The following is a 23,116-nucleotide window of genomic DNA, read 5'->3' as shown; positions in this document are numbered from 1 at the left end:
ACACGGTGCCCGGTCAGGCACGGTGCTCGGTCCCTCGGTGGCCGCGGGTCACTGCGTGTAGGCGAGGGCGCCGATCATGCCGGCTTCGCCGTGGTAGAGGTTGTGGCAGTGGGTGAGCCATCGGCCCGGGTTGTTCGCGTCGAAGTCGACGCTGAGGGTCCGTCCGGGGAGAACTATGGAGGTGTCCTTACGCGGGCCGCCGTTGGCGTGCTGGTAGGTGTGCCCGTGCAGGTGCATCGGGTGCCACATGGTCGTTGTATTGACGAAGTTGATGCGCACGCGCTCACCGGCCGTGATCGGGTGTGCGTTGTCCATCGGGGCATCGGGCGAAAACGGTTTGCCGTCGAGGGACCAGTTGTATTTGGCCATGTTGCCTCGCAAACGGATGGTGATCTCCAGGTCCGGGTCTCTGATCGGCAGGGCGACCTCGGCAGCGGCGCGGAGCGTGTCGGCGGTCCCCAGTCGCCCGCTCAGTTCACTGACGGTGAGGTCGACAGGCGGCGTCGCGCCGGAACCGGTGCGAACGACGGCGAACGCCCGTGCACCTTTCCCCTCCGCTTCGGCGACGAGAGCGAAGGCCCCGTCACCGAGGGTGACGATGACGTCGTAGCGTTCGCCCATGCCGAGCAATACCGAGTCCACGTCGACCGGGTCCACCGGGAAACCGTCACTGTGGGTGAGGGTGAGACGGTGGCCGGAGAGTGCGACCCGGAAGGCGGTATCCGCACCCACATTGATCATCCGGATGCGCACGCGTTTTCCTGGCGCGGAGGTAAACGTCTCCGGGTCTGCCGGTGGACGCCCGTTGATCAGGTAGTGGGGATAGTAGACGTCACCCGCATCACCGCCGAGCGGCTTCGAGGCGGACTCCATCAGGAGATTTCCCATCCGCCTCCCGGTGCCGCCCATTCCCTTCATGTCCCCCATTCCCTGGGATAGCTCAGCGAACACTTTTGGTGGGGTGGACGTGACCCCGTCGAGCCAGTCGTCGAGGATGACGACCCACTCGTCGTCATAGGCGAGCGGTTCCTGTGGGTCTTCCACGATCAAGGCGCCGTACAGACCGCGGTCGAGTTGGGTTCCCACATGCGGATGGAACCAATAGGTACCCGCATCCGGTGCCGCGAATGTGTAACGATACGATGCTCCCGCAGCGACGGGATCCTGAGTGACGCCCGGAACCCCATCCATATCGTTGCGGAGCGCCACTCCATGCCAGTGGATCGTAGTGGCCTCAGGCATGGTGTTTTCGAGGGTGGCATCGAGAGTATCCCCCCTCTTCAGCCTGATCACGGGCGCAGGAACAGCTCCATAGCTCCAGGTTTGAGCGATAGTGCCGGCCAGATCGAGCGTTCCCGTGCCGGCCCGCAAGGCGAGGCGCGTCGTGGCGCCGGAAACTTTTCGGGCTGCCTCAGCATCTGCGACGGCCCGTGAGGTCGGAGACAGGAAGGGCGCCGTGGGTGCACAGGCAGCGAGCGCCAGGAGGGCAGCGCCCGATAACCCGGCCCCGATGAAGGATCGTCTGGTCAGAGGAGACGGGCTCCGAAGGTGATCCATTGGGGGTTGTCCTTTCGAGAGGTGGGGCTGAGTCACGGTTGATCCGTTTCGCTGTCCGACGCGGATCCGGAGGTCGATTTCGATCCGGGCTCAATGATGGGCGCCTCCTCGTGTGCGACGACGGGTGTCGGTGACCACGCCCGTCCTGGGAGGTAGGGGCTGTTCTCCGGTCCGGGATGCCGTCGCGTTTGGACAATGATCAGGGTGAGTCCGATCAGGGCCAGAGCCAGGGCGGTGATCATGTTGATCTTCACACCGGCGAGTTGGAACTCGGTGGGGTCGAGCCGGAGCGCTTCCAGCCAGGTGCGGCCGATCCCGTACCAGATCAGGTACAGTCCGATGGTTCGACCCCAGCGCAGAGTGAACTGACGCTCGGCCAGCAGGATGACGACGACGCCGATCAGATTCCAGATCATCTCGTACAGGAAGAGCGGCTGGAAGAGGGTTCCGGCGGGCAGGCCGGCAGGGAAGGCCGGGTTGCTCGATTCGATCTGGAGGCCCCAGGGCAGGGTTGTCGGCGCTCCGAAGAGCTCGTGGTTGAAGTAGTTGCCGAAGCGCCCAAGTGCCTGGGCGATCAGCATCCCGGGTGCCAAGGCGTCGGCGAAGGAGAGGAAGCGCAGGCCGGCCCGGTGACAGGCGATGTAGGCGCCGACCGCGCCAAAGAGCACCGCGCCGAAGATCGCGAGTCCCCCCTCCCAGACGTAGAGGGTCTTCCAGAGGTCCGCGCCGGCGTAGAAGTAGTCGGTGGGGTGAGTGATGACGTGGTACAGACGCCCGCCCACGATGCCGAGTGGCACCGTCCAGAGGGCGATGTCCAGGACAATCCCCGGTTCGCCTCCGCGGATGGTGAGACGCCGGGACGTCAACCAGACTGCCGTGGCGACTCCGGCGAGGATGAACAGGGCGTAGAAGTGGATGCGCAGGGGTCCCACGTTGAAGAAGCTGATATCGGGGCTGGGGATGCTGGTGAGGAGGATCACGAACGGATGCGGCTTTCTCGAGGTCGAGCTGATTGCGAGGGAGTTGTTCCGGCTGAGGCCGGCGCGGTAGTCCTAACCAAGGCTGACACCGCGTGCGTTCATGAAGGGCTGTGGGTCGATACGGGCGCCGTCGACGCGAACTTCGAAGTGAAGGTGACAGCCGCTGGAGGCGCCGGTGGTGCCCGCGTCGGAGATCACCTCTCCGGCCGAGACACGCTGGCCGACGCCGACGCGGATGACGCTGTTGTGCGCGTAACCGGTTTGGACCCCGTTCCCGTGGTCAACGAGGACCCAGTTCCCGTAGGAGCCGAGCCACCCGGCGTAGACGACCGTGCCGCCAGTCGCCGCACGCACGGATCGACCGCACGGGGCCGCAAGGTCGGTCCCGGAATGGAACGGCCCCACGCCAGCCACGGGTTTGTTGGGCCGGGGGCCGAACGAGTCACTGATCCACCCGGAGACCGGGAGGGCCCAGCCCTGATCGCTCAACTGTCCCGAATCCTGGCCTCCGCCCCCCGTTCCCACGTTCGCGGCGGCGGCTGCGGCTGCTGCGGCAGCCGCGCGGCGAGCGTCTTCACCCTTCTGGAAGTCGGCTTCGGTAGCCTGCCGATTCTCTTGCAACACAGCCAACTGGGCTGCCAGGGTCGTCGCATTGTCTTGCTGTTCCCCGAGTTTGGCTTGCAGAGCCGCGTTCGCTGTGGTGGCCTCCGCGAGTGCCGTTTGGGCCTTCTGTGACAGGTCAGCGAGGATGCTCCGGGCGAGTCTCGCCTGATCGGTCAGTGATTGTGCCGAGTTCCGCTCGTTGGCCGCTTTCCGATACACGCGATCTGAATGTTCGGTGAGCTTGCTCATCGAGCCCAACTGCGACAGCAACGCATCTGCGTTTCCACTGTTGAGCAAGAGTGTCAGGCTGAGGTCCGCTCCTCCAGACCGGGCCAGGGAGGATGCGATACGGCCCGCCTGTTGCTGGGACGCGTTGGCTTGCTGGGTTGCAGTGGTGGCCTGGCCCTGCAACTTATCGGCCCGGTAATTGGCTTCGTCCAAGGCGATCTGGGCGGTTTCGAATTCGCTGCTGCGTTTGGCTTGCAGGGCTTGTGCGGTGGCAACCTCCGCGTTCAAGGCCGAAATGAGGGACGTGAGTTGGCCGATCTGTGCTTGCTTGGCGGCCTCACTGCTCCGAGCGTTCTGTACGTCACCCCAGGAGGGGTACTCGGTCGCTTCGGCAGGAGAGGAGACCCCGGCAAAAGCAGCCAACGCCAGAGTCGCCAGGCCGGCGATCCATCGGGATCTCACGGGGTGCGCGGCCAGGTCGTGGTCCGTGGCGCGGGGGCGGTGTGGATTAGCCAAGGGTGATACCTCGCGCGTGGGCCGACGCGGTGCTGACGCCGTTGCCGTGATCGATCAAAATCCAGTTCCCGGAGCTGCCCTTGTAGCCGGCGTACACGACCGTGCCGCCGGTGGCGGCACAGACCGGTGTCCCGCCCGCGGTTTCCACGGACACCGCCATCGCTGGGCGGGAGGCGGTCACAGCCAATAGCGCGATGGCAGCCATCGCGGATGGGGCACGCAAGCGACCGCGCACGGGAGAGAGGTCCCGTCGCCCGTGCCCGGATGAACCGCGGTCGTGCAGAGAGGAACCGGCCAGGTGTTGGCGGGCAGGGGGACGAAGCGGGGGCATTGGGCGGGTCCGAAATCTCGCCGAGGCGGCGAATTGTCAAGCTCAAGTGAAACTGGCGGGCTGATCGTTCGACGATGTCGAATGCGAAGATCTGACACTGAAGTCGGCGTGTGCCGAGAACGATCGAGATGGCTGCGACACAGGAACCAGGTTCCAGTGGAGGCAGCTGGGCAGCAGGGATCGTGCCCGATCTCAGTGCAGGGTCAGATGCGGCTGATCGACAGGAACGTCAAGGACGGCAGGTAAACATGGCCCTGCGCCTCGGGAATGAGCTGCCTGATGCGGCGGCCACTGTCCTTGAGTCGCGTGAAAAGAGCCGGATACCGAGTGAGGAAGACGAGGGCGACGAGAACGGCGAGGATGCCACAGCCGGCGACCAGGACGGCGCAGTCCACTGCACAGCGTGAATCGCAAGCGGCAACCGTGGAGACGGGACCGATCCAACCCGCAGTCGACACGGTTGCATTATTGGCGGTCACAGCGAGCGTTCCCTGGGCCGTCGCGAGGTCAGTCGCGTCGGCTATCGAGGGAATTGAAGCCGAGTGTGTGCCGGCGATCGGATGAAGAGCGAACGCCCCCACCCCGATCGCCAGGACGGCAAGGAATATGGCGACCATGCGGCGAAGGGCCTGCATCGGTGAGGAGAACACGGTCGCTGGACGCAAGATCATGCGTATTCTCCCTTCTGCCGGTATTGCGCACTTTCGCCCGGGCATACCCCCCTAGCGTACTCGTGGGCATCGCTTGTGGCTGGTAGCTCGCTGTGTGCCGGGGACTGGACACACCTCGCAATTGCCCGGGGGTGGGGCGAAGCGCGCACGGTGTACCATGGGGGGGTATATTGAATCGACGAAAGCTGAGGGGCGAGAAGTGGTGAACACAGGATTAGAACCGGAGCGTGCGAAGGAGCACAGCGGCCCGCACGGGTACATCTCCAACAAGGATGACTACCTGAAGCGCCTGCGGCGCATCGAGGGTCAGGCCCGAGGACTGCAGGGCATGGTCACTGACGAGAAGTACTGCATTGACATCCTGACCCAGGTGTCGGCCATGACGAGCGCCCTGCAGTCGGTTGCTCTCGGTCTGCTCAACGACCACCTCAATCATTGTGTTCTCGACGCGGCCGCCCGAGGCGGGGACGAAGCCGACGCCAAGATCCAGGAAGCGTTCGACGCCATCAAGCGTCTCGTGCGTTCATGACTGCCCTCGCTCTTCGCGCGGTGCGTTTCTATATCCCATCTTTTTATACCCCATAGGGGTATACTGACACTAATCCCCATACGGGTGATTAAGAATGCTTCGTGGGCATGCCCACGAAGCGAGAGGAAGTACTTCTCATGCATGGAACCACGCACCACGACCTGGGCCTGACTGACGCCTCCTGCGCTTGCGGCACGCATTCGCACGCATCAGCGGCTGGAGTCGCACCGATCGCCGAGACGCCGAACACCACGTTCCAGGTGACCGGGATGACCTGCTCGCACTGCGTCGCGAGTGTCACGAAGGAGGTTGGCAAGCTGGCCGGACCAGAGAACGTGACCGTCTCCCTTGTGCCGGGCGGTGTCTCGGTCGTGACCGTGACGGGCGCCCCGCTCGACCGCACGGCGGTTGCCGCCGCGATTGACGAAGCGGGTTACGCATTGGTCGCTGAGGCCCGATGACCCTCGAACGCGTCGACCTGCTCGTGGGCGGGATGACGTGTGCATCCTGCGCGACACGGATCGAGAAGAAGCTCAATCGGATGCCCGGAGTTGAGGCATCCGTGAATTACGCGACCGAGAAGGCCAGCGTCTATCTGCCGGAGGGCACCACTCTCGAGCAGGCCATCACCGTTATCGAGGAGACCGGCTATACGGCCGAGAAGCCGCAGCCGCCGGCGGCGGTCGTTCTGGACGCGCCCAGTCAACAGGACCTGGAGGTGGCCGGCCTCCGGCGTCGCCTCATTCTGTCGATAGTTCTGGCTGTGCCCGTGGCGGCAATGTCCATGATTCCTTTGTTGCAGTTCACCAACTGGCAGTGGCTTGCGCTGACCCTGGCGGCGCCGGTCGCCGTCTGGGGTGCATGGCCCTTCCACCGCGCCGCTTGGACCAACCTCCGGCACGGTGCCGCGACGATGGACACCCTGATCAGCCTGGGGGTTCTCGCCGCCTTGGGCTGGTCCCTGTTCGCGCTCTTCTTCGGCACTGCCGGCATGCCGGGAATGCGGATGACCTTCAGCCTCACCGCTCACGCGGGCGGCGGCGCGAGCGAAATCTATCTCGAGGTCGCGTCCGCAGTCACCGTGTTCATCCTGGGCGGGCGGTATTTCGAGGCCCGTGCGAAGAAACAGTCAGGCGCAGCACTCAAGGCGCTCCTCGAGCTGGGTGCTAAGGAGACCGCAGTTCTTCGTGACGGCGTCGAGGTCATCGTGCCAACGGCGTCCCTCGTGGTCGGTGACCGGTTTGTCGTGCGTCCCGGAGAGAAGATCTCCACCGACGGCGTCGTCGTTGAGGGCGCGTCGGCGATCGACGCGAGCATGCTCACCGGCGAAGCTGTCCCTGTCGAGGTCGGACCCGGCGACGCAGTCGTGGGGGCAACTCTCAACTCGGGCGGCCGACTCGTGATCCGCGCCACTCAAATCGGCGCGGACACCCAACTCGCCCAGCTCGGGCGCCTGGTCGAACAGGCCCAGACCGGCAAGGCCGACGTACAGCGCCTCGCCGACCGGGTCTCGGGCATCTTCGTTCCGATCGTGATCGGTCTCTCCCTCGCGACCCTCGTCGTCTGGCTCCTCATCGGGGCCAGCCCCGTCATTGCCTTCACGGCCGCCGTCGCAACGCTGATCATCGCGTGCCCCTGCGCTCTCGGACTGGCCACGCCGACGGCACTGCTCGTGGGAACCGGGCGCGGTGCGCAACTCGGCATCCTGATCAAGGGCCCGCAGGTCCTCGAATCCACTCGGCGCGTCGACACCATCGTGCTCGACAAAACCGGCACCGTCACCACCGGACGGATGACAGTCGTCGCCACCGTTGCGATAGCCGGACTCGACGAGGTGGAACTGCTCCGGTTCGCCGGGGCAGCGGAGTCCGGCTCCGAGCATCCGATCGCGAAGTCCATTGTCACCGGAGCGCGTGACCGGGTCGGAGCACTCCCCGATCCGGAGTCCTTCGCGTCGGCCGACGGCCTTGGCGTTCAGGCCGTTGTCGACGGTCGCGCCGTTGTCGTCGGGCGGCCACGCTGGCTCATCGAACAGTGGGGCATCGCCTTCCCGCCCGAACTCGAGGAGGCGCTCGCGGCCAGCGAGAACAGGGGCGAGACCCCTGTCGCGGTGGCCTGGGACGGGCGGGCTCGCGGCATCCTCGCCGTCGCGGACACCGTCAAGGACACCAGCACCGAGGCAATCGTTGAGTTCCGCCGCCTCGGCCTGACTCCGGTACTTCTGACCGGAGACAACGAGACCGTGGCTCGCCGCGTCGGTGCCGTGATCGGCATCGACGACGTGCGGGCGGGCGTGCTCCCCGCCGAAAAGGCCGAAGTGATCCGCGCACTGCAGGCGGAGGGCCGGGTCGTGGCGATGGTCGGCGACGGCGTGAATGACGCGGTCGCGCTCGCCACCGCCGACCTCGGCATCGCGATGGGCACCGGCACCGACGTCGCGATCGAGGCGAGTGACCTGACCCTGATCCGCAGTGACCTCGTGGCGGCGGCGGACGCGATCCGGCTGTCCCGGCGCACCCTCGCAACCATCAAGGCAAACCTGTTCTGGGCCTTCGCCTACAACGTGGCCGCGATCCCGCTCGCCATGCTCGGCCTGCTCAACCCCCTGATCGCCGGAGCCGCCATGGCACTCTCGTCGGTCTTCGTCGTGAGCAACAGCCTCCGGCTGCGTGGCTTCCGCGGGCTGACGGTCAGCACCCGGATGCACGCGCCGTCCTGAGGCCCGGTGATAGCGCCGGCTCAGACACTTTCGCGGCACAGGTCGGGGCGATGGATGAGCCCCAGCCTGGAGAGGAGGCTCGCCGCGTAGCGGTTCCAGAGCCCGCTGAAGAAGAGGATTGCCGCGAGGGATGCCACGAAGGATGCGGCCACATCGCTCGGGTAGTGGGCACCGAGATAGATCCGGGATGCCGCCACCGATATCGACAGCAGGCCGCCGCCGATCATCGTCAGCCGCTGCCATCGGGTTCCTCTGGCCAGGAAGTAGAGCGCGATCGAGAGGGAGACGGCCAGGCAGGTGTGCCCGCTGGGGAAGCTGTCGAAGCCGCGCTCCGTGACGAGAGGGTGCGCGAGTAGCGACGCGTCGGGTCGGTGGCGGCCGACGACGGCCTTGAGGACCTCGCTGCTCAACCAGCCGACGAGGCTGACCGCACCGACGGCGGCGGCATTCACGGGACTCCGACGTGCGACGGCCAGGAACAGGCAGACCACCGCGAGCAGGAACGACCCGCCGAGCGGACTGAACAGGGCGTTCAGCGTGAGGGCGATCGCGGTCAGGAAGGCGGTGTGGTTGAGGCTGAGCGTCTGGTCGATGCCGAGGTCCGCGGCGGTGAGCGCGCGCACCGCGGAGAGGGTCAGGCCCACAATAATGAGGCCCGCTGCGAGGCCGGCCGGCCACAGCACCCAATGTCGAATCTGCGGCAACACGGCCAGTCGGGTCGTGGAGTCGATGAGGGGTGATGGCTGCGATGGTCTCATGGTGCTTTCTACCGACGGCTCGTCGGAACTCCTCGGGGGCTCGGTTGTCTCTTCACGGTACGGGCGGGAACCTGCCTGCCGCCTGACTGGGCGGCCGGGCCAGGACTTCGGGGCAGACGGGAATGCGTAGCATTGGCCTCATGCCCACGGTCGGAGTCTGCGAGGACGATCCCCAGATTCGACGTGTGCTCGAGGAAGCATTGCGCCAATCGGGACACACGGTCGTGCTCGCCCACAATGGCGCTGAGGCTCTTGCGCTCTTCTCCGAGGACGAAGCCCTCGACGTGCTCATCCTTGATATCGGCCTGCCGGACTCGGATGGACGGGACGTGTGCCAGGCGTTGCGCGCCGCCGGGCAGTTCGCCCCCGTGCTCTTCTTGACCGCGCGGGAGGCACTCCAGGACATCGTGACAAGCTTCCACGCCGGCGGGGACGACTTCCTGACCAAGCCGTTCGCCGTCGTCGAGGTGCTCGTGCGGGTCGAGGCCCTCTCGCGTCGCCGCCGGCCCGAACCGGAGCAACACTCGACGCTGCGCCTCGACCCGCAGCGCTTCTCGGTTCGCTGGGGGTCCGCCGAGGTGTCTGTGACGCCGACCGAATTCCGGATGTTGGCCTCCCTGACCGCGAGACCCGGCGAGGTCGTGCGGCGCAGGGACGTCGTCGCTGCCGCCTGGCCGCACGGTGCGATCGTGCAGGAGAACACGATCGATTCGTATATCCGGCGGCTTCGTACCAAGCTGGTCGAGCTGGACTCGCCCGTCGGGATCGAGACGGTTCGAGGCGTCGGGTACGTGCTCCGATGAACCGGGTGCCGACACCCAGGGTCGCGTCGCTGCGCCGGCGGATGGTCGTGGCGACCGCGGTGCTGACGACCCTCGGCATGGGCGCCCTGCTGTTCCTCGTGGTCGTGGTCCTCGGTCACGTGGTGAGCGAGGACATCGACGGTCTCCTTCGCGCTCGTGCCACGATCGTCCTGGCGACGGTGGAACCGAGCGGTGACACGATCCGGGTGCGGACCACCCCGGACGCGGCACTCGATAACCTGGCCTGGGTCTACGACCGTTCCGGGACGCTCGTCGACGGAATCGCCCCGCCCTCCGCCCTCGCACCGGCCCTGGACACCCTCCGAGGTGCCACGCAGGCGACCGAAATGGAAGCCTCCGGCTGGCGGTTCCGGGCGATCCCCATTATCCTCGACGGAGGATCGGACCCGTCAGGGGCGGTTGTCGTGGGCGTCGACCTGGCCCCATACGACACGACGGAACAACGCACCCTGACCGTCGGCATCGGGCTTGGCCTGCTGGTGATCCTCGGGGTGAGCCTGATGGCGGCCTGGCTTGTTCGCCGGGCACTTCGGCCCGTTGCGATCATGGCCAGGCGGGCGTCGGAATGGAGCGAAGAGGACCTCTCGCGGCGTTTCGACCTGGGTGAGCCCCGAGACGAGCTCACCCAACTCGGTCAGGTGCTCGACACCCTGCTCTCGCGCGTCTCCCGCACGATTCTCGCCGAACAGCGCCTCACCGCCGAGCTCGCGCACGAGCTGCGAACCCCACTCACCGTTGTGCGCGCCGAGGCCGAACTCGCCTCCCTCGACCCGGCGGTGTCGAGGGCGGATGCCGACCGTTATGCCCGCATAATCGCATCCGTCGACCACATGGCGGAGACCATCACGACGCTCCTGTCGGTGGCACGCGGGCAGGTGAGCCTGGACGACCGGGTGCCCGTCGACGGCATCCTCGTGATGGCGACCGCGATGACTCGCGCCTCAGGGCCCAGGGTTGTCGTGGAACCGGCCCCCGGGCTGGAACTCGGGGTGCCACAATCTGTCGCGATACGAGCGCTCGCCCCGCTTCTGGACAATGCGGCGCGGTTCGGCCGATCCGTGATCACGGTGTCGGCGCAATCGCGGGGTGACGTCATCGAAATCTCCGTCGTCGACGACGGCCCGGGCATCGGCGACAGCGACCCCACCGAGCTGTTCGCGCCGGGGTTCCATACTGCGGACAGTTCCGGTTCCGGCCTCGGGCTGTCCCTGGCCCGTCGATTGGCCCGTGTGGCCGGGGGAGATGTCGACGTGCGGATGGGCGCGAGACAGACCACATTCGTGCTCAGCCTGCCGCGCGCCCGCGCACCGCGCCCAACCGCCCCTGGATCAGCGGCGTCCTAGGCGGCGACGTTGGCCGGCTCTCCGGCCGCCAGCCGGGTCCTGCGCTCGGCAACCGAGAACGACGTCACCACGGCAACGATGACGACCAGGAACAGGGCGCTTGTTCCGATCGTGCCGAGTCCCAGCCCGCCATCTGCCGGGGCCTGGGACAACAGGTCGCCGACGGATGCGCCGAGCGGCCTGGTAAGGATGTACGCGAGCCAGAACGACACGACGACGTTGAGCTTGAAAGCGTACCGCGCGAGCGCCACGAGGGCGATCATGCCCGCGAAGACGATCACCGCGGTGAAGTAGCCGAGGTTCATGCCCTCTGACAGGAGGTCGCCGGCCGCCGTCCCGAGCGCGAAGGTGAACAGAATCGCCAGCCAGTAGAAGGACTCGCGTCGCGACGTGACGATGCTGTGGATGGAGAGGGTTCCCTCGCTCGCAAACCAGGCCCAGAATGTTGCGGCGAGAGCGGCGCCGAAGAGAACGGTCGTGACCCAGAGCGGAACACCGAAATTGTCGACGAGATTGTCCGTGAAGAGAGTGCCGACAACGCTGATCAGCACGACCGAGGTCCAGTAGAGCGACGGAAGGTACCGCTTCGCCCGGAATTGGAACACGAGGGACACGACCAGAAGGACGGTCATGAACCAGGTCGTGGCGGTCAGACCCCAGTGCAGGCTCGTCGACAGCAGGTCTGCACCCGTCTCACCGACCGTCGTGGCCAGAACCTTCACGATCCAGAAGAAAACCGTGACCTCCGGGACCTTGTTGAGCATCCACGCCGAGCGGCCCGAGCCGGCCAGGTCGATGATCCGCGTTCCCGGACGGACGGCAATTGCCTCGTCCAGGGAGTTCTGGTTGTCTGTAGTCATCCTGCGAGCATGACCGCAATCACCTGAACCGCACCTGACTGCATCCGGCTCGGACCGGACGAGGCCTGGACCAGACGCTGTTCATCGCTCGTGGCGCGAGCGCGACCTGGGCGGGGCGAGGGCCGCAACTTCAGAAACGATATCCAGAACGTCAGACTCGGGTGCGTCACCGCTCTGCAACTGGTTAGCCTTAAGAAATGGCCATCCCACTGCATACCGCTCCAGCCCGTGTCCGGCGACAGGTTCGCAGGCTGCTTCGGGCTTCGGCCTATGAGGTCTACGCTTTCTGGCGGCGGCGCCCGGTCGACCCGGACGTTGTCCTCTACGAGTCGTTCGGCGGGAATGGGATGCTCTGCAACCCTGAAGCCATCTTCCGCGGGCTGCGTGCGGCCCCCGACTTTGGTCACCTGAAGCATGTGTGGGTTCTCAGTGACAAGAGCGACAACGCCTCCGTCGTGCGCGAATTCGCGAGTGATGCGGCGGTACGGTTCGTCAGCCCCGGTTCACAGGGGTATTACCGCGCCCTGGCCACAAGTGGCTACCTGGTCAACAACGCGACATTCCCCACCGAGTTCAGCAAGCGACCCCAACAGGTGTATCTCAATACCTGGCACGGCACGCCCTTGAAACGGATGGGGTACGACATTGGAGACCCGGCGTCGCGGGTCGCCAATGTCATTCGAAACTTCCTTTCCGCCGACTACCTCCTGGCGGCGAACAGGTTCATGGTCGAGCAGATGTATGAGAAGGCGCACCTGCTTCGGAACATCTACCGCGGCGAAATCATCGAAGAGGGCTATCCGCGCATCGACGCCCAGTTCACGGATGTCGCGGGTGTCAACTCCGTCCGTGACCGACTCGAGGCAGCAGGCCTGCCCCTCACTGGGCGAAAGATCATCCTGTATGCGCCGACCTGGAAGGGGGAGTCGTTCGCTCGGCCCAATGACGATGCCGAAGAGCTGATCCGCCGGGTGATCGAGCTGGAAACCCTCATCGACACCAGCCAATACGTCGTATTGCTCAAGACCCACCAGGTGGTTCACCAGTTCGCCGCGCGTCGGAAGGAGTTCCGGGGCCGTCTGGTGCCGAACGAGATTCCGACGAACTCCGTGCTCTCCGCGACGGACATCCTCGTGACCGACTACTCCAGTACCTTCTTCGACTTCTTGTCAACCGGTCGGCCGATTGCATTCCTCACCCCGGATATTGACGACTACGCCGGGTACCGCGGCCTGTATATGGAACCCGAGGAATGGCCCGGACCAGTCGTACGAACCGTTGCCGAGCTTGCTGTCGAACTGAATGTCATCGCGCGTTCCGGACAACGAATCGAGGTCGCCGAGGGGTATGCCGCGATGCAGGAGAAATACGCGGCTCACGAGGACGGCCATGCGACCGACAGAATCATTGACATCGTATTCCGCGGCAAGCGAGCCGGCTACCGTGTCGGTCCCGTTGCCCGTGACGATCGCCGGTCAATTCTGATCAACGTCGGCGGGATGACGCCGAACGGGATCACGTCCTCCGCTCTGAATCTGCTCAACGCGATTGATCACAGCAAGTTTGACGTTTCCGTGGTCTTCCCGTACTCGCGGCGTCCGCGCGTGCTGGAGAAGCAAGCCGAGATCAACCCCGCGGTGCGCCAATTCGCCCGGGTCGGTGGAATGAGCGGCTCCAAAATCACGCATGCGGTGCGCCGGGTGGCGTGGTTCCGCGGGGACCTGAGTGCCCACGAGCACGATCCCGTGCAGGAGAGGCTTTGGGATGACGAATGGACCCGCTGCTTCGGCAGCAGCCGCTTTGACTTCGCCATCGACTTCAGCGGATACGGGCAGCTCTGGGCTACGTTGATGCTCCACGCACCCGGTGCAGAGCGTTCGATCTGGCTGCACAACGACATGGCCGCCGACGCGCAGCGCAACGTCCACGGCAAACGCCGCCAATTCAGGAGCCTGACCGGGGTTTTCTCGCTCTACCGCGGCTACGATCACCTGGTGTCCGTGTCCCCTGCCCTGGCGGCCATCAACGCCCACGCGCTGGACGAATATGCCTCCGTCGAAAAGTTCGTCGCAGCGAAAAACCTGGTGAATGCCCCTCACATCCTCCGTGCCGCGAAATTGGATGTCAGGCAGGCCGCCACGGACATCACCACCGGCGTGGTGCCCGGCTGGGCGACGGACCTCACAGCAGCATCCGCACCGACGACCTTCGTCACGGCGGGAAGACTGTCTCCGGAGAAGAACCACGCCCGCATGATCCGGGCTTTCGCCGCGGTGCATTCCGACCACCCCGAAACCCGCCTGATCATCGTCGGGGACGGGCCACTGTACGAGCAGCTCAGCCGATTGATCACCGAACTGGGCCTCTCCACGGCCATCGTGCTGACCGGCCACCAGCACAACCCCTACGCCGTCATGGCGGCATCCGATTGCTTCGTGCTGTCCAGCGACTACGAGGGACAGCCCATGGTTCTGCTCGAAGCGCTCATCCTTGACCTCCCTGTCGTCACCGTAGCGTTCGGATCCGCCGGGGATGCGTTGCCGACCGGCGTCGGGCTGACCGTGCCGGCCACCGATGACGGGCTGGCGGACGGGATGCGGGCCTTCCTCCGCGGAGAGGTACCCACCGCACCGTTCGACAACGCCGCCTACAACCAGGATGCAATGGAACAGTTCTACGTCGCGATTGGGACGGCCCAACCACGCGGCTGATCCGACACCGGTGCGCCGCTGACCCGCTGACCGACAAGACCCGCTGACCGCCACGACCGTAGACGAGGGGGCACGGATGAGAACAACCGGTGCCCTCCTCCTCGCGAGCATTGCCGCGGTGGGTATTGCCGTTCTGGTCGTCCCCGCGGTGACGCAAAGCACGCCCGCTGCGGAATTAACGCCCGTGAGCGCACCCGCCAGAACTCTCGCACTCACACCGCCGATGGGGTTCAACGACTGGAACTCCTTTGGCTGCGATGTCAGCGAAGAACTGATCAAGCAGACAGCGGACTACTTCGTCAGTTCCGGGATGCGAGACGCAGGCTACCGGTACGTGAACATCGACGATTGCTGGATGGCTCGCCACCGAGATGCGGACGGAAGGCTGACCCCCGACCCGGATAAATTCCCCAGCGGCATCGCCGGGACCGCTGACTACGTCCACTCGCACGGTCTCAAACTTGGCCTCTACGAGGACGCCGGCACCAGGACCTGCGCCGGATACCCAGGTAGCCTGGGCCACGAACAGCTCGACGCGCAGACCTTCGCGGCCTGGGGCGTGGACTACCTGAAATACGACAACTGCAACAACGCCGGACACAAAACACCCGCGCAGTACATCGAGCGCTACACGACCATGGCGGACGCCCTGGCGGCCACCGGCCGCCCGATCGTCTACAGCATCTGCGAGTGGGGCGTGCACGAACCGTGGACCTGGGCCGGCAACATCGGCCATCTGTGGCGCACAACCCACGACATCAAGGACATCTGGTCCAGCCTGAAGTCGATCATCAGGCGAAATGCCGCGCTCTCTTCGCATGCCGGCCCCGGAGCATGGAACGACCCGGACATGCTCGAGATCGGCAACGGCGGCATGACCGACGCCGAATACCGAACCCAATTCTCGCTCTGGGCGGAGATGGCCGCCCCGCTCCTGGTCGGCACCGATCTGCGCCGGGCATCCCCGTCGACCATGACCATCTACCTGAACCAGGATGTGATCGACGTGGACCAGGATCCCCTGGGCAAGCAGGGACGCCTGGTCAGCACTGACCACGACCGTCTCGTCTTCGCCAAGCCACTCTCCAACGGCGACGTGGCCGTTGCCCTGTTCAACGGCAGTGACACAACCGCCACGATCTCAACAAGTGCCGCACAGGCCGGCCTGGGTGCAGCACGCAACGGCTACCTTCTCCGGGACCTCTGGTCACGGGCGACCATTCTGACCACGGGCGACATCACGGCCACGGTCGCACCTCACGCGACCGTGATGTACCGAATATCGTCCACGCGGTTCGGAACATAACCTGGCCTCGCGCCCAGTCGTTCCAGGTTCCTGCACTCAGTTGCCGAGGACCGCCACAATCGACTGCGCATCGGCCCAGAAGGCCTCGTAGTGGTTCGGGTCGGCGTTGACTTGGACCGAGTGGGCGAGCAGGGTGGGGCTCATCGTTTCCCAGCCGGCAACCTGTGTCAGTTTGATGAAAAAATTCTGAGCAGAAACGTACGGATCCATTCGATCGGCGAGCGTGCCCCACGCGCCGTTGTCTCGCTGTTGGAATAGGCCACGGCTGTCCTCGCCGGCGACATCACCATGGTTGAGCACCCGCAAGCCTGACTCCCCAATTGCCGTCATCACGCCAACCGCCTGCGTGTGCGTCCCAATACCCTGGTCTCTCGCCGCGTTCATGATGTGCGCGGCGTTCACCAAACGGCCCTGACAATACCCGGCCACCGGACCGGCGGGGACGACGATCTGACCGACTTTCACCGGGGCGACGATGGGACAGATGGCCGCCGGCAGCGACCTTCCAGCCAGACTCTGACCCCACACGCTCCACGCCGCTCCGACCGCGCCCACACAGATCACCGCGCCGACACAGGCGATGACGATGGCAGACACAGCCTTCAACGCAGAACCCTTCGCCCGGGATGGTTCGGACCCTGAGCCCGAACCTACTTCCAACAAAGCGTATCCAGCCGCGATGTGCATCACCTAAGCGCGACGAGAACGCGCTCACTGCGGCGACGCGCAACAATCCCAGTCTCATGCTCAACCCGTTCTCACTCCACGCCGCTGAACCTCATGAATGATGCGCAGGAAGTCGACACGGGGCCGAACCGTCAGGACCGCGGGCTAGATTCGCAGGGTGCCCAACGAGTTCCCGTACCCCGTACCCCGTGTCGCAGCTGTCCGCTTGAGGTCTCTGCACCAGAGAACGCCCGACGCTGGAGGAGCCGGAGGTGCTCCGGTCCGCCATTCCTTCGCCGTCCAGCCGGGATCCTCGGCGCTTGACGGGATTCTTCTGAGAATCTTCCAATGAAACGCGGGCTGGCCGTTCGCGGTAGCAGAGGTGGCGGGCGCTCTGGGGTCCATCGTCCGGCGCCGAACCGGGTGTACCGGGGCATCGCGGCGTTGTCACGATGGAACGTTCGAGAGCAGGCGCGGGCGAACGCCATCGAGTTGACGTTCGTGGTGGCACTCACGGCCCTCTACTCCGCCTTGGCCTTGAGACTGCATCTGCGTTTGGAGACCGCCGGCTATGACCTCGGGATCTTCGAGCAGGCAATCCGGAACTATTCGGAGTTTCGGCCGCCGATTGTGGAGATCAAGGGCCCGGGATTCAACCTGCTCGCGGATCATTTCCATCCGATTCTGGTGCTCCTGGCCCCGTTCTACGCCCTCGTTCCCACGTCGGCCACACTCCTCGTCGCTCAAGCGTTTCTCTTTGCCCTGGCTGCTGCGCCCTTGGTCGCCTGGGCTCGGCGGTCGCTGGGCATCCGGGCGGCTCTGGCTGTCGGCGTCATCTACGGTTTCTCCTTCGGAATAGCATCTGCCGTCGGATTCGACTTTCATGAAATCGCGTTTGCGGTGCCGCTCCTCGCCTTCTCCCTCGCTGCTCTCGGGCAAGGCCACCTGCGCCAGGCGGCAGCCTGGGCGATTCCCCTCATTCTTGTCAAGGAAGACCTTGGTGCGACGGCAGTTGCCGTCATTGGGGCGCTGATCTTCCTGCGCGGTGCGCGGCGCCTGGGTTCTGTCACGGTCGTGATCGGGATCGGGGCGTCCCTGCTGGAAGTCCTGCTTGTCCTTCCGCTGATGAGTTCTTCGGGTGCGTACGCCTATTGGAGCCGTTTGGGCAGCGGACCATCCCTTCTGCAGTCCGCAGTGGCCCACGCCGACGTGAAACTCTCCACTGTGATTCTCACCCTCGCAATCACTGGCTTTGCTGCCTTGGCGTCACCACTCGTGCTCGTAGCGGTTCCGACGCTCATCTGGCGATTCATCAGCACAGACCCGTTCTATTGGGGTACCACCTTCCATTACAGCGCGGTACTCATGCCGATTGTGGTCGCGTCCCTCATCGATGCGCTCTCTCGGCTGCGGACCCGGGACACGCGCCGCAGCCGGTTGTTGGGTCGAGCCGTACTCACAGTCAGTTTGGCGGTGACGGTTGCAGCTGTTCCGAGCCATGCCTTCGCTCGCCTGTTCGGACCGACGCTCTGGGAACCCAATCCTCGGATCGAAGCGGTTGATGCGGCGCTGGCACTTATTCCAGGAGGCGCGACGATCGCGGCGTCGGACAATATCGCTCCGCAACTGATCAGCCGGACGACCGTGACAGTCTTCGGCTTGCAACCGTTGGCCAGAATCCGGCCGGACTGGATTCTCGTCGACCCATACTCGACGCGCCATTTCCGGGTCTCTCGCGCCGCGGAGCAGCAGGACGTCGCTGGGGCGCTGAGACACGGTTATGTCGTCGCGCTGGAACGCGACGGCATTGCGCTGCTCCGCAGAACAGAGTGAACCTCAAGGCCCCCGTTCGGGTGCCGTGTGTATCGTGAACGGATGACTTCGTTGGAAAGGCTGGGACGCCGCGCCCCTCGTTTCGGCTACCTCCCCGCCCTCGATGGTCTGCGCGCGGTTGCGATTTTGGCCGTGATCGCCCAGCATTCCGGGATCGCCGGCCTGCATGGCTACCACGGGGTGACGCTTTTCCTCGTGATCAGCGGGTACTTGATCACGCGGCTGTTGTTGCAGGAGCGAGCGTCGACGGGACGCATCGCATTGAAACGTTTCTATGCCCGCCGTTTCGCGCGTCTCGGCCCAGCGCTGGTAGTGGTGATCCTGGCCACAGCGGCCTGGTTGAGCGCGACCGGAGTTCCGGTAGCGTCCTACTGGGCCGGGGTCGTGGGCAGTCTGACATACTCGACCGACCTGATCGAAGCAGTGTCCGGAAACTCGGCCGTCGGGTCCACCTTCCAATGGTCCTGGTCCCTCGGAGTTGAGGAACTGTTCTACCTGTTCTGGCCGGTAGCGCTTCTGCTGATGGTGAAATGGCGCCGGTTCACGTGGTCGGCTGCCGTACTTATCGCCGGGATTGCCGGATGCTGGATTCTGCGCTCCCTGCTCATCGCAATGGAAGCCGGACACAACCGCTACTTCTTCGCCCCGGACACAAATGCCGACGCGTTGCTGCTGGGCGCGCTCGTCGCATTCATCGTCGTGCGTCACCCGCACTCGCCCGCACTGAAAATTGCGGGGCAATGGGCCGGGCCGATCGGACTCCTTGGTCTCATTGCCCTCACGTGGCCGTACCTGGCCGACCCAATCACGCAATTCGACAAGGGCAGCCTCGGTCTCACCGCCCTGGCGTCCGCGGCCGTCCTGCTCTGGATGGCGACCGCACCCGACAGCCGTGCGGCAGCCCTGCTGAGCCTGCCTCCCCTCGTCTTCATTGGGCGTCTCTCCTACGGCATCTACTTATGGAACATGCTCACTATCGTCGTGTTCACGACCCTCACGGGGGAACAACCTGCCCAATCGGCGATGGGAGTCGTCTGGCTCATCGGGCTCGGAGCCATCGCGTACGTGTCGTGGCGTTTCGTTGAAACCCCCCTGCGTGATCATTGGTCACGGGCTCGCCCCGATCGGGTGGCCATCGCTCCGCCGGCCCAGGCCTTTGATGCTCGCTCGGAGCCCGCCCTGGTTCACACGCTCCCCGCCTCGGCCACGCAGAGTGCGAAGACGGCCCTCTAGCCCCGCGACCACGCAGGGCACACCGTCCAGCCGGAAACTCATCCGTCAGCACCGGCCCGCTCAAGACCCTCGCGGGACGCTGAAACACACGGCCCGTTGAACGGCGAGCCGTCAAAAAAACGGCGGTTTGAGTACCGGGACGGTTCATTGCCCGACCACCCGTTGTGGCCATTGTGCTTGTGATCTCCGGGAGAGATTCGGCCCAGAGCCTTCTCATCGTGGTCTCACGGTGACCCGGTTAGGGTCAGACCCATGACCACCTCAGCCATTACGACAGACCAACTTACCAAGTCCTACGGTCCGAAGCTTGCGCTCGATGCGCTCACGCTCGATGTTCCGGTGGGAGAGGTCTTTGGACTGCTGGGGCACAACGGGGCGGGCAAGACGACGGCTGTCAATGTTCTGACCACACTTCTGGAGCCAACACGTGGGAGTGCTGAGGTTGCTGGTGTCAGTGTCACGGGCGACCCCCGCAGCGTTCGCCGGGCGATCGGCTATCTTCCAGAGAACGTGCAGTTCTACGACAATCTGACTGTGATGGAGAACCTGAGGTTCTTCGCACAGTTGTCTGGTCTGCGTCGCCCGGATGGGCGCATCCGCGACGTGTTGCGCATTCTCGATTTCGAGGGTCACGACCGTCAACGGCTCGGCACCTTCAGCAAGGGGATGCGGCAGCGGGTGGGGATTGCACAGGCGATTCTGCACTCCCCATCTGTCTTGTTCCTCGACGAACCAACGTCGGGCCTGGATCCCGAAGGTGTCCGTACCCTTCGGGAGACGATTGTGCGCCTGAACTCCGAGTTCGGGATGACGATTTTCATGAACACTCACCTGCGCTCTGAGGTGACGAAGACGTGCACGAGCATCGGAATTCTCAAGGCCGGGCGCCTCGTGCATCACGACACGCTCGAGCGCGCCCTCTCTGCCTTCCCTGGCGAAGACTCGCTTGAAGCGATCTATTTCCAGGTCGAGTCGGAGCCGGCCTCGTGAATGCCTTCATGGTCAGCGCCCGGCACGAGATGCTCAACGCCAGGCGCACGCGCACGGCGAACCTGCTCCTGGTGGTGTTCATCGGAATGGTGATCGCATCCTCGGTGATCGGGTGGGTGACCAACCAGACGGTGACGAGCGTGTATCAGAAGGTTGTCGCTGACGGCCTCAGCTCAGCGCCCAATCCCTTCAGCGGTGTTTCGCCGCTCTACTACTCCCGAAATGCCGTCATCTATGTGCTCCTGATCGGTTCGCTGATGGCCATCGTCCTGGGGGTCCAGGCGACCCTGCGGGATCGAAAGGCGGCAACCGCGGACCTCGTGTTGAGTCGGCCCGTAGGCTCCGTAGCACGACTTCTCGGCCAGCTGGCCGGCCTCGGGGTGGTGCTGGCGGTGGTCATCGGCGTCAGCATGTCCATCAGCTGGGTGATCATCAGCATCATCAACGGCGCACCTCTTGGCTGGGGCGACACGGGTCGACTGGTTGCTTTCAGTGCGTTGTCATGGATCCTGCTGGCGACTTTTGCGCTATTGGGGATGCTCACCGGGTTACGCAGCAGGCAGGAAACGACAGCGCTGCTCGTTCCGTTCGTGATCTGGAGTGTCGTGGCCTTCGTCCTACCACAGATCGGTACAGCAGCACGCCCGGTGTCATTACTCAATCCGGTTCCTGCGGTCAATCCGACCGGTGGGTACTTCGATCTTGTGTCGGCTCTCACCGGGCCCTTGTCGGTCACCGAGCAATTCAAGCGAGCGTCCGGCATCATCCTGCAGGACTCCACCGTGACCGGTGACGCCACTCCCAGTGTGCTGATACTGCTTTCTTTCCTGGTCGTGATGAGCATCGTTGTGGTCTCGACCCCACGTGCCCGAATGAGGAGTGGTCTGGATGGGTAACCCATCGACACACGCATGGGTCATCGCCCGGAAGGAACTGCTGGACCTTCGCCGGGATCGCCTCTTCGCCGTTCTTGTGGCGTTCCTGATGATCGCCACGCTGATCTCGGTGGGAGTCGCTGCGGCCAGTTTTCGCACCCAGATCGATGCATACAACCTGTACGTTCAGCAGCTGATCGCGGCCGGCAGCACAACCAAGCCGGCAGCACCGACGTTCTTCCCATTGCAGTTGCTGCGCGGGGGAGTGGAGTATCTGGAGATTCTGGGCGCATTGTTCGCGATCGTGCTCGGCTACGGCACGATCGCGAAAGAGAAGTACCGCGGCACCCTGCAGCTCATCCTGAGCCGACCCATTGGCCGCTTTGCCATGCCATTGGGAAAGATCGGCGGCCTCGCCATCGTGTGGGCCGCGGTGGTGCTGCTACTGACTGCGGCAACGACCATCGCAATAGTTGCGATCGGGAACGCTCCGCTGCAGCCTATCGACGGGGCCCGAATCCTGATCGCAGCGATCGTCGCCTGGCTCTACCTCGTCTTCTGGAGTGCACTGGCGATTGGCACCACAGCCCTCTCGCCCCGGCTCAGCACCGGCCTGATCGTGGCAATTGTGATATGGCTAGCATTTGTGCTGATCATTCCTCAGATCGGCGACACGATGGATCCGGACAATCAGGTTCCGGGCGGACTCTTCGCAACGCTGCAGATCCAGAAAACCGACGAACTGAAGGTTCTCGCGAATTTTGCCGGCTTCGACGCGATACGCAATGGCTTGGAGATCTCGTCGATAACCAAGCACTTCGAGAGGCTCACGTTCGCTTTCCTGGGAATAAAGGACAAGTACAACCAGCAGACTCTGGACTTCGTCTGGACAGACTTGTGGGGCTACGCCATCACACTCGCGGTAGCGGCCTTCGCTTCCGTGGCCTTCGCCGTCGGCGCCACCACTCGGCGCACCCTACAAAGGAAGATCTCATGAAAGTACGACTCATCACTCCCGTCGCCCTGATCGCTTCGCTCGCGGTTGCCGGGCTTGCCGGCTGCCAAGCAGCAACACCGGCACCCTCGAGCTCGCACGCACCGGCCGGGGCCGGAACCTCAACGGCCGCGGTGTTGCCGGTCAATTCGAACCCGATCGTGAACGCCAGCACGACTTCGGGTCTGACGATCGTGTCTGCCGCGGTTGAAGACAACGTGGATTCGACGACCCACGCTGCCATCAAGGATCGTCTGCAGGTGACCGTGCGCAACGACACAAGCACCGAGCTGACGTCGCTCGAGATCTACTACGTGATGACCGACGTCACCACCAAACACAAGGAGGCCTACTACCAGGCTCTCACCGGTATGACGCTGGCCTCGAAGTCCGAAACAACCATCTCGTTCGATTCAGAATCAGGTCCGGGCCACTACCCCGAGAACGCATTCAGCATCTACCGAAGCTCCAAGAACCAAGTGGATTTCACTGTCGAGGTCAGTGCGGCTGGCGTGCAGATCGCGCACGCAACGGCAACCAAGGGTTCCGGAGCTGGTGATGCGGCGGACTAACTGCCATCCTTGGGCTG

21 protein-coding genes are annotated in these 23,116 nt (G+C 64.5%); 13 read left to right on the top strand and 8 right to left on the bottom strand.

Translation table 11 applies throughout. The features are described 5' to 3' along the window. Positions 1 to 48 precede the first annotated feature (48 nt). The 5 genes from E3O19_RS15660 to E3O19_RS15640 form a co-directional block, all read right to left on the bottom strand. On the bottom strand, positions 49 to 1,557 hold the full coding sequence (locus E3O19_RS15660; protein ID WP_134569151.1) for a multicopper oxidase family protein: 1,509 nt from the start codon (positions 1,555 to 1,557) through the stop codon (positions 49 to 51). A gap of 32 nt (positions 1,558 to 1,589) precedes the next feature. After that, on the bottom strand, positions 1,590 to 2,537 hold the full coding sequence (lgt, locus tag E3O19_RS15655; protein WP_241981427.1) for a prolipoprotein diacylglyceryl transferase: 948 nt from the start codon (positions 2,535 to 2,537) through the stop codon (positions 1,590 to 1,592). A 72-nt stretch (positions 2,538 to 2,609) separates the two neighbouring features. Next, positions 2,610 to 3,884, bottom strand: coding sequence for a M23 family metallopeptidase (locus tag E3O19_RS15650; RefSeq protein ID WP_134569149.1), 1,275 nt, complete (start codon positions 3,882 to 3,884; stop codon positions 2,610 to 2,612). Next, the gene (locus E3O19_RS18495; RefSeq protein ID WP_241981426.1) at positions 3,877 to 4,089 is read right to left on the bottom strand and encodes a M23 family metallopeptidase; all 213 of its coding nucleotides are present in this window, start codon (positions 4,087 to 4,089) and stop codon (positions 3,877 to 3,879) included. The genes E3O19_RS15650 and E3O19_RS18495 overlap by 8 nt, the downstream gene beginning before the upstream one ends. Positions 4,090 to 4,418: 329 nt before the next feature. Continuing rightward, on the bottom strand, positions 4,419 to 4,886 hold the full coding sequence (locus E3O19_RS15640; protein ID WP_134569145.1) for a hypothetical protein: 468 nt from the start codon (positions 4,884 to 4,886) through the stop codon (positions 4,419 to 4,421). 202 nt (positions 4,887 to 5,088) lie between these two features. Between E3O19_RS15640 and E3O19_RS15635 the strand changes: the two genes are divergently transcribed. From E3O19_RS15635 to E3O19_RS15625, 3 genes are all read left to right on the top strand, one after another. Then, positions 5,089 to 5,415, top strand: a complete 327-nt coding sequence (locus E3O19_RS15635) for a metal-sensitive transcriptional regulator (protein ID WP_277613044.1) — start codon at positions 5,089 to 5,091, stop codon at positions 5,413 to 5,415. Positions 5,416 to 5,522: 107 nt separating this feature from the next. After that, positions 5,523 to 5,876 carry a heavy-metal-associated domain-containing protein gene (locus E3O19_RS15630; RefSeq protein WP_241981425.1) on the top strand — a complete coding sequence of 118 codons (354 nt, stop codon included), beginning with the start codon at positions 5,523 to 5,525 and terminating at the stop codon, positions 5,874 to 5,876. Continuing rightward, positions 5,873 to 8,134 carry a heavy metal translocating P-type ATPase gene (locus E3O19_RS15625; RefSeq protein WP_134569141.1) on the top strand — a complete coding sequence of 754 codons (2,262 nt, stop codon included), beginning with the start codon at positions 5,873 to 5,875 and terminating at the stop codon, positions 8,132 to 8,134. The genes E3O19_RS15630 and E3O19_RS15625 overlap by 4 nt, the downstream gene beginning before the upstream one ends. A 20-nt stretch (positions 8,135 to 8,154) precedes the next feature. Here E3O19_RS15625 and E3O19_RS15620 read toward each other — a convergent pair whose 3' ends face one another. After that, complete coding sequence (locus E3O19_RS15620) at positions 8,155 to 8,892, bottom strand: phosphatase PAP2 family protein (RefSeq protein WP_241981424.1); 738 nt, start codon at positions 8,890 to 8,892, stop codon at positions 8,155 to 8,157. A gap of 140 nt (positions 8,893 to 9,032) precedes the next feature. On the opposite strand from E3O19_RS15620, the gene E3O19_RS15615 reads away from it, so the two are divergent. Together E3O19_RS15615 and E3O19_RS15610 are read left to right on the top strand one after the other, a co-directional pair. Beyond that, positions 9,033 to 9,695 (top strand): response regulator transcription factor, encoded by a 663-nt coding sequence (locus E3O19_RS15615; RefSeq protein WP_134569139.1) that lies wholly within the window; start codon positions 9,033 to 9,035, stop codon positions 9,693 to 9,695. A gap of 5 nt (positions 9,696 to 9,700) precedes the next feature. Beyond that, positions 9,701 to 11,059 (top strand): sensor histidine kinase, encoded by a 1,359-nt coding sequence (locus E3O19_RS15610; protein WP_166804599.1) that lies wholly within the window; start codon positions 9,701 to 9,703, stop codon positions 11,057 to 11,059. On the opposite strand, the gene E3O19_RS15605 is transcribed toward E3O19_RS15610, so the two are convergent. Continuing rightward, positions 11,056 to 11,919 (bottom strand): COG4705 family protein, encoded by an 864-nt coding sequence (locus tag E3O19_RS15605; protein WP_198413930.1) that lies wholly within the window; start codon positions 11,917 to 11,919, stop codon positions 11,056 to 11,058. The genes E3O19_RS15610 and E3O19_RS15605 overlap by 4 nt on opposite strands. A 197-nt stretch (positions 11,920 to 12,116) precedes the next feature. On the opposite strand from E3O19_RS15605, the gene E3O19_RS15600 reads away from it, so the two are divergent. Continuing rightward, positions 12,117 to 14,630: a glycosyltransferase gene (locus tag E3O19_RS15600; protein ID WP_134569135.1), complete on the top strand. Its 2,514-nt coding sequence runs from the start codon at positions 12,117 to 12,119 to the stop codon at positions 14,628 to 14,630. A gap of 76 nt (positions 14,631 to 14,706) precedes the next feature. Then, entirely contained in the window at positions 14,707 to 15,936 is a 1,230-nt protein-coding gene (locus E3O19_RS15595) for a glycoside hydrolase family 27 protein (protein ID WP_134569133.1), read from the top strand. A gap of 36 nt (positions 15,937 to 15,972) precedes the next feature. Here E3O19_RS15595 and E3O19_RS15590 read toward each other — a convergent pair whose 3' ends face one another. Next, positions 15,973 to 16,533: a hypothetical protein gene (locus E3O19_RS15590; protein ID WP_134569131.1), complete on the bottom strand. Its 561-nt coding sequence runs from the start codon at positions 16,531 to 16,533 to the stop codon at positions 15,973 to 15,975. Positions 16,534 to 16,950: 417 nt separating this feature from the next. On the opposite strand from E3O19_RS15590, the gene E3O19_RS15585 reads away from it, so the two are divergent. The 6 genes from E3O19_RS15585 (at position 16,951) to E3O19_RS15560 (ending at position 23,099) form a co-directional block, all read left to right on the top strand. Beyond that, the gene (locus tag E3O19_RS15585) at positions 16,951 to 18,435 is read left to right on the top strand and encodes a DUF2079 domain-containing protein (protein WP_134569129.1); all 1,485 of its coding nucleotides are present in this window, start codon (positions 16,951 to 16,953) and stop codon (positions 18,433 to 18,435) included. A 42-nt stretch (positions 18,436 to 18,477) separates the two neighbouring features. Next, complete coding sequence (locus E3O19_RS15580) at positions 18,478 to 19,668, top strand: acyltransferase family protein (RefSeq protein WP_134569127.1); 1,191 nt, start codon at positions 18,478 to 18,480, stop codon at positions 19,666 to 19,668. Between the two features lie 252 nt (positions 19,669 to 19,920). Further along, positions 19,921 to 20,658: an ABC transporter ATP-binding protein gene (locus tag E3O19_RS15575; RefSeq protein ID WP_134569125.1), complete on the top strand. Its 738-nt coding sequence runs from the start codon at positions 19,921 to 19,923 to the stop codon at positions 20,656 to 20,658. Between the two features lie 8 nt (positions 20,659 to 20,666). After that, positions 20,667 to 21,554, top strand: coding sequence for an ABC transporter permease (locus E3O19_RS15570; RefSeq protein WP_198413933.1), 888 nt, complete (start codon positions 20,667 to 20,669; stop codon positions 21,552 to 21,554). Then, the gene (locus tag E3O19_RS15565; RefSeq protein ID WP_134569121.1) at positions 21,547 to 22,530 is read left to right on the top strand and encodes an ABC transporter permease; all 984 of its coding nucleotides are present in this window, start codon (positions 21,547 to 21,549) and stop codon (positions 22,528 to 22,530) included. Before E3O19_RS15570 ends, E3O19_RS15565 begins: the two co-directional genes overlap by 8 nt. Then, positions 22,527 to 23,099: a hypothetical protein gene (locus E3O19_RS15560; RefSeq protein WP_134569119.1), complete on the top strand. Its 573-nt coding sequence runs from the start codon at positions 22,527 to 22,529 to the stop codon at positions 23,097 to 23,099. Before E3O19_RS15565 ends, E3O19_RS15560 begins: the two co-directional genes overlap by 4 nt. Positions 23,100 to 23,116: the final 17 nt, after the last annotated feature.

It is taken from the genome of Cryobacterium algoritolerans, assembly GCF_004402785.1.
Lineage (GTDB): Bacteria > Actinomycetota > Actinomycetes > Actinomycetales > Microbacteriaceae > Cryobacterium > Cryobacterium algoritolerans.
This window is presented reverse-complemented; position numbering and strand designations above follow the sequence as displayed.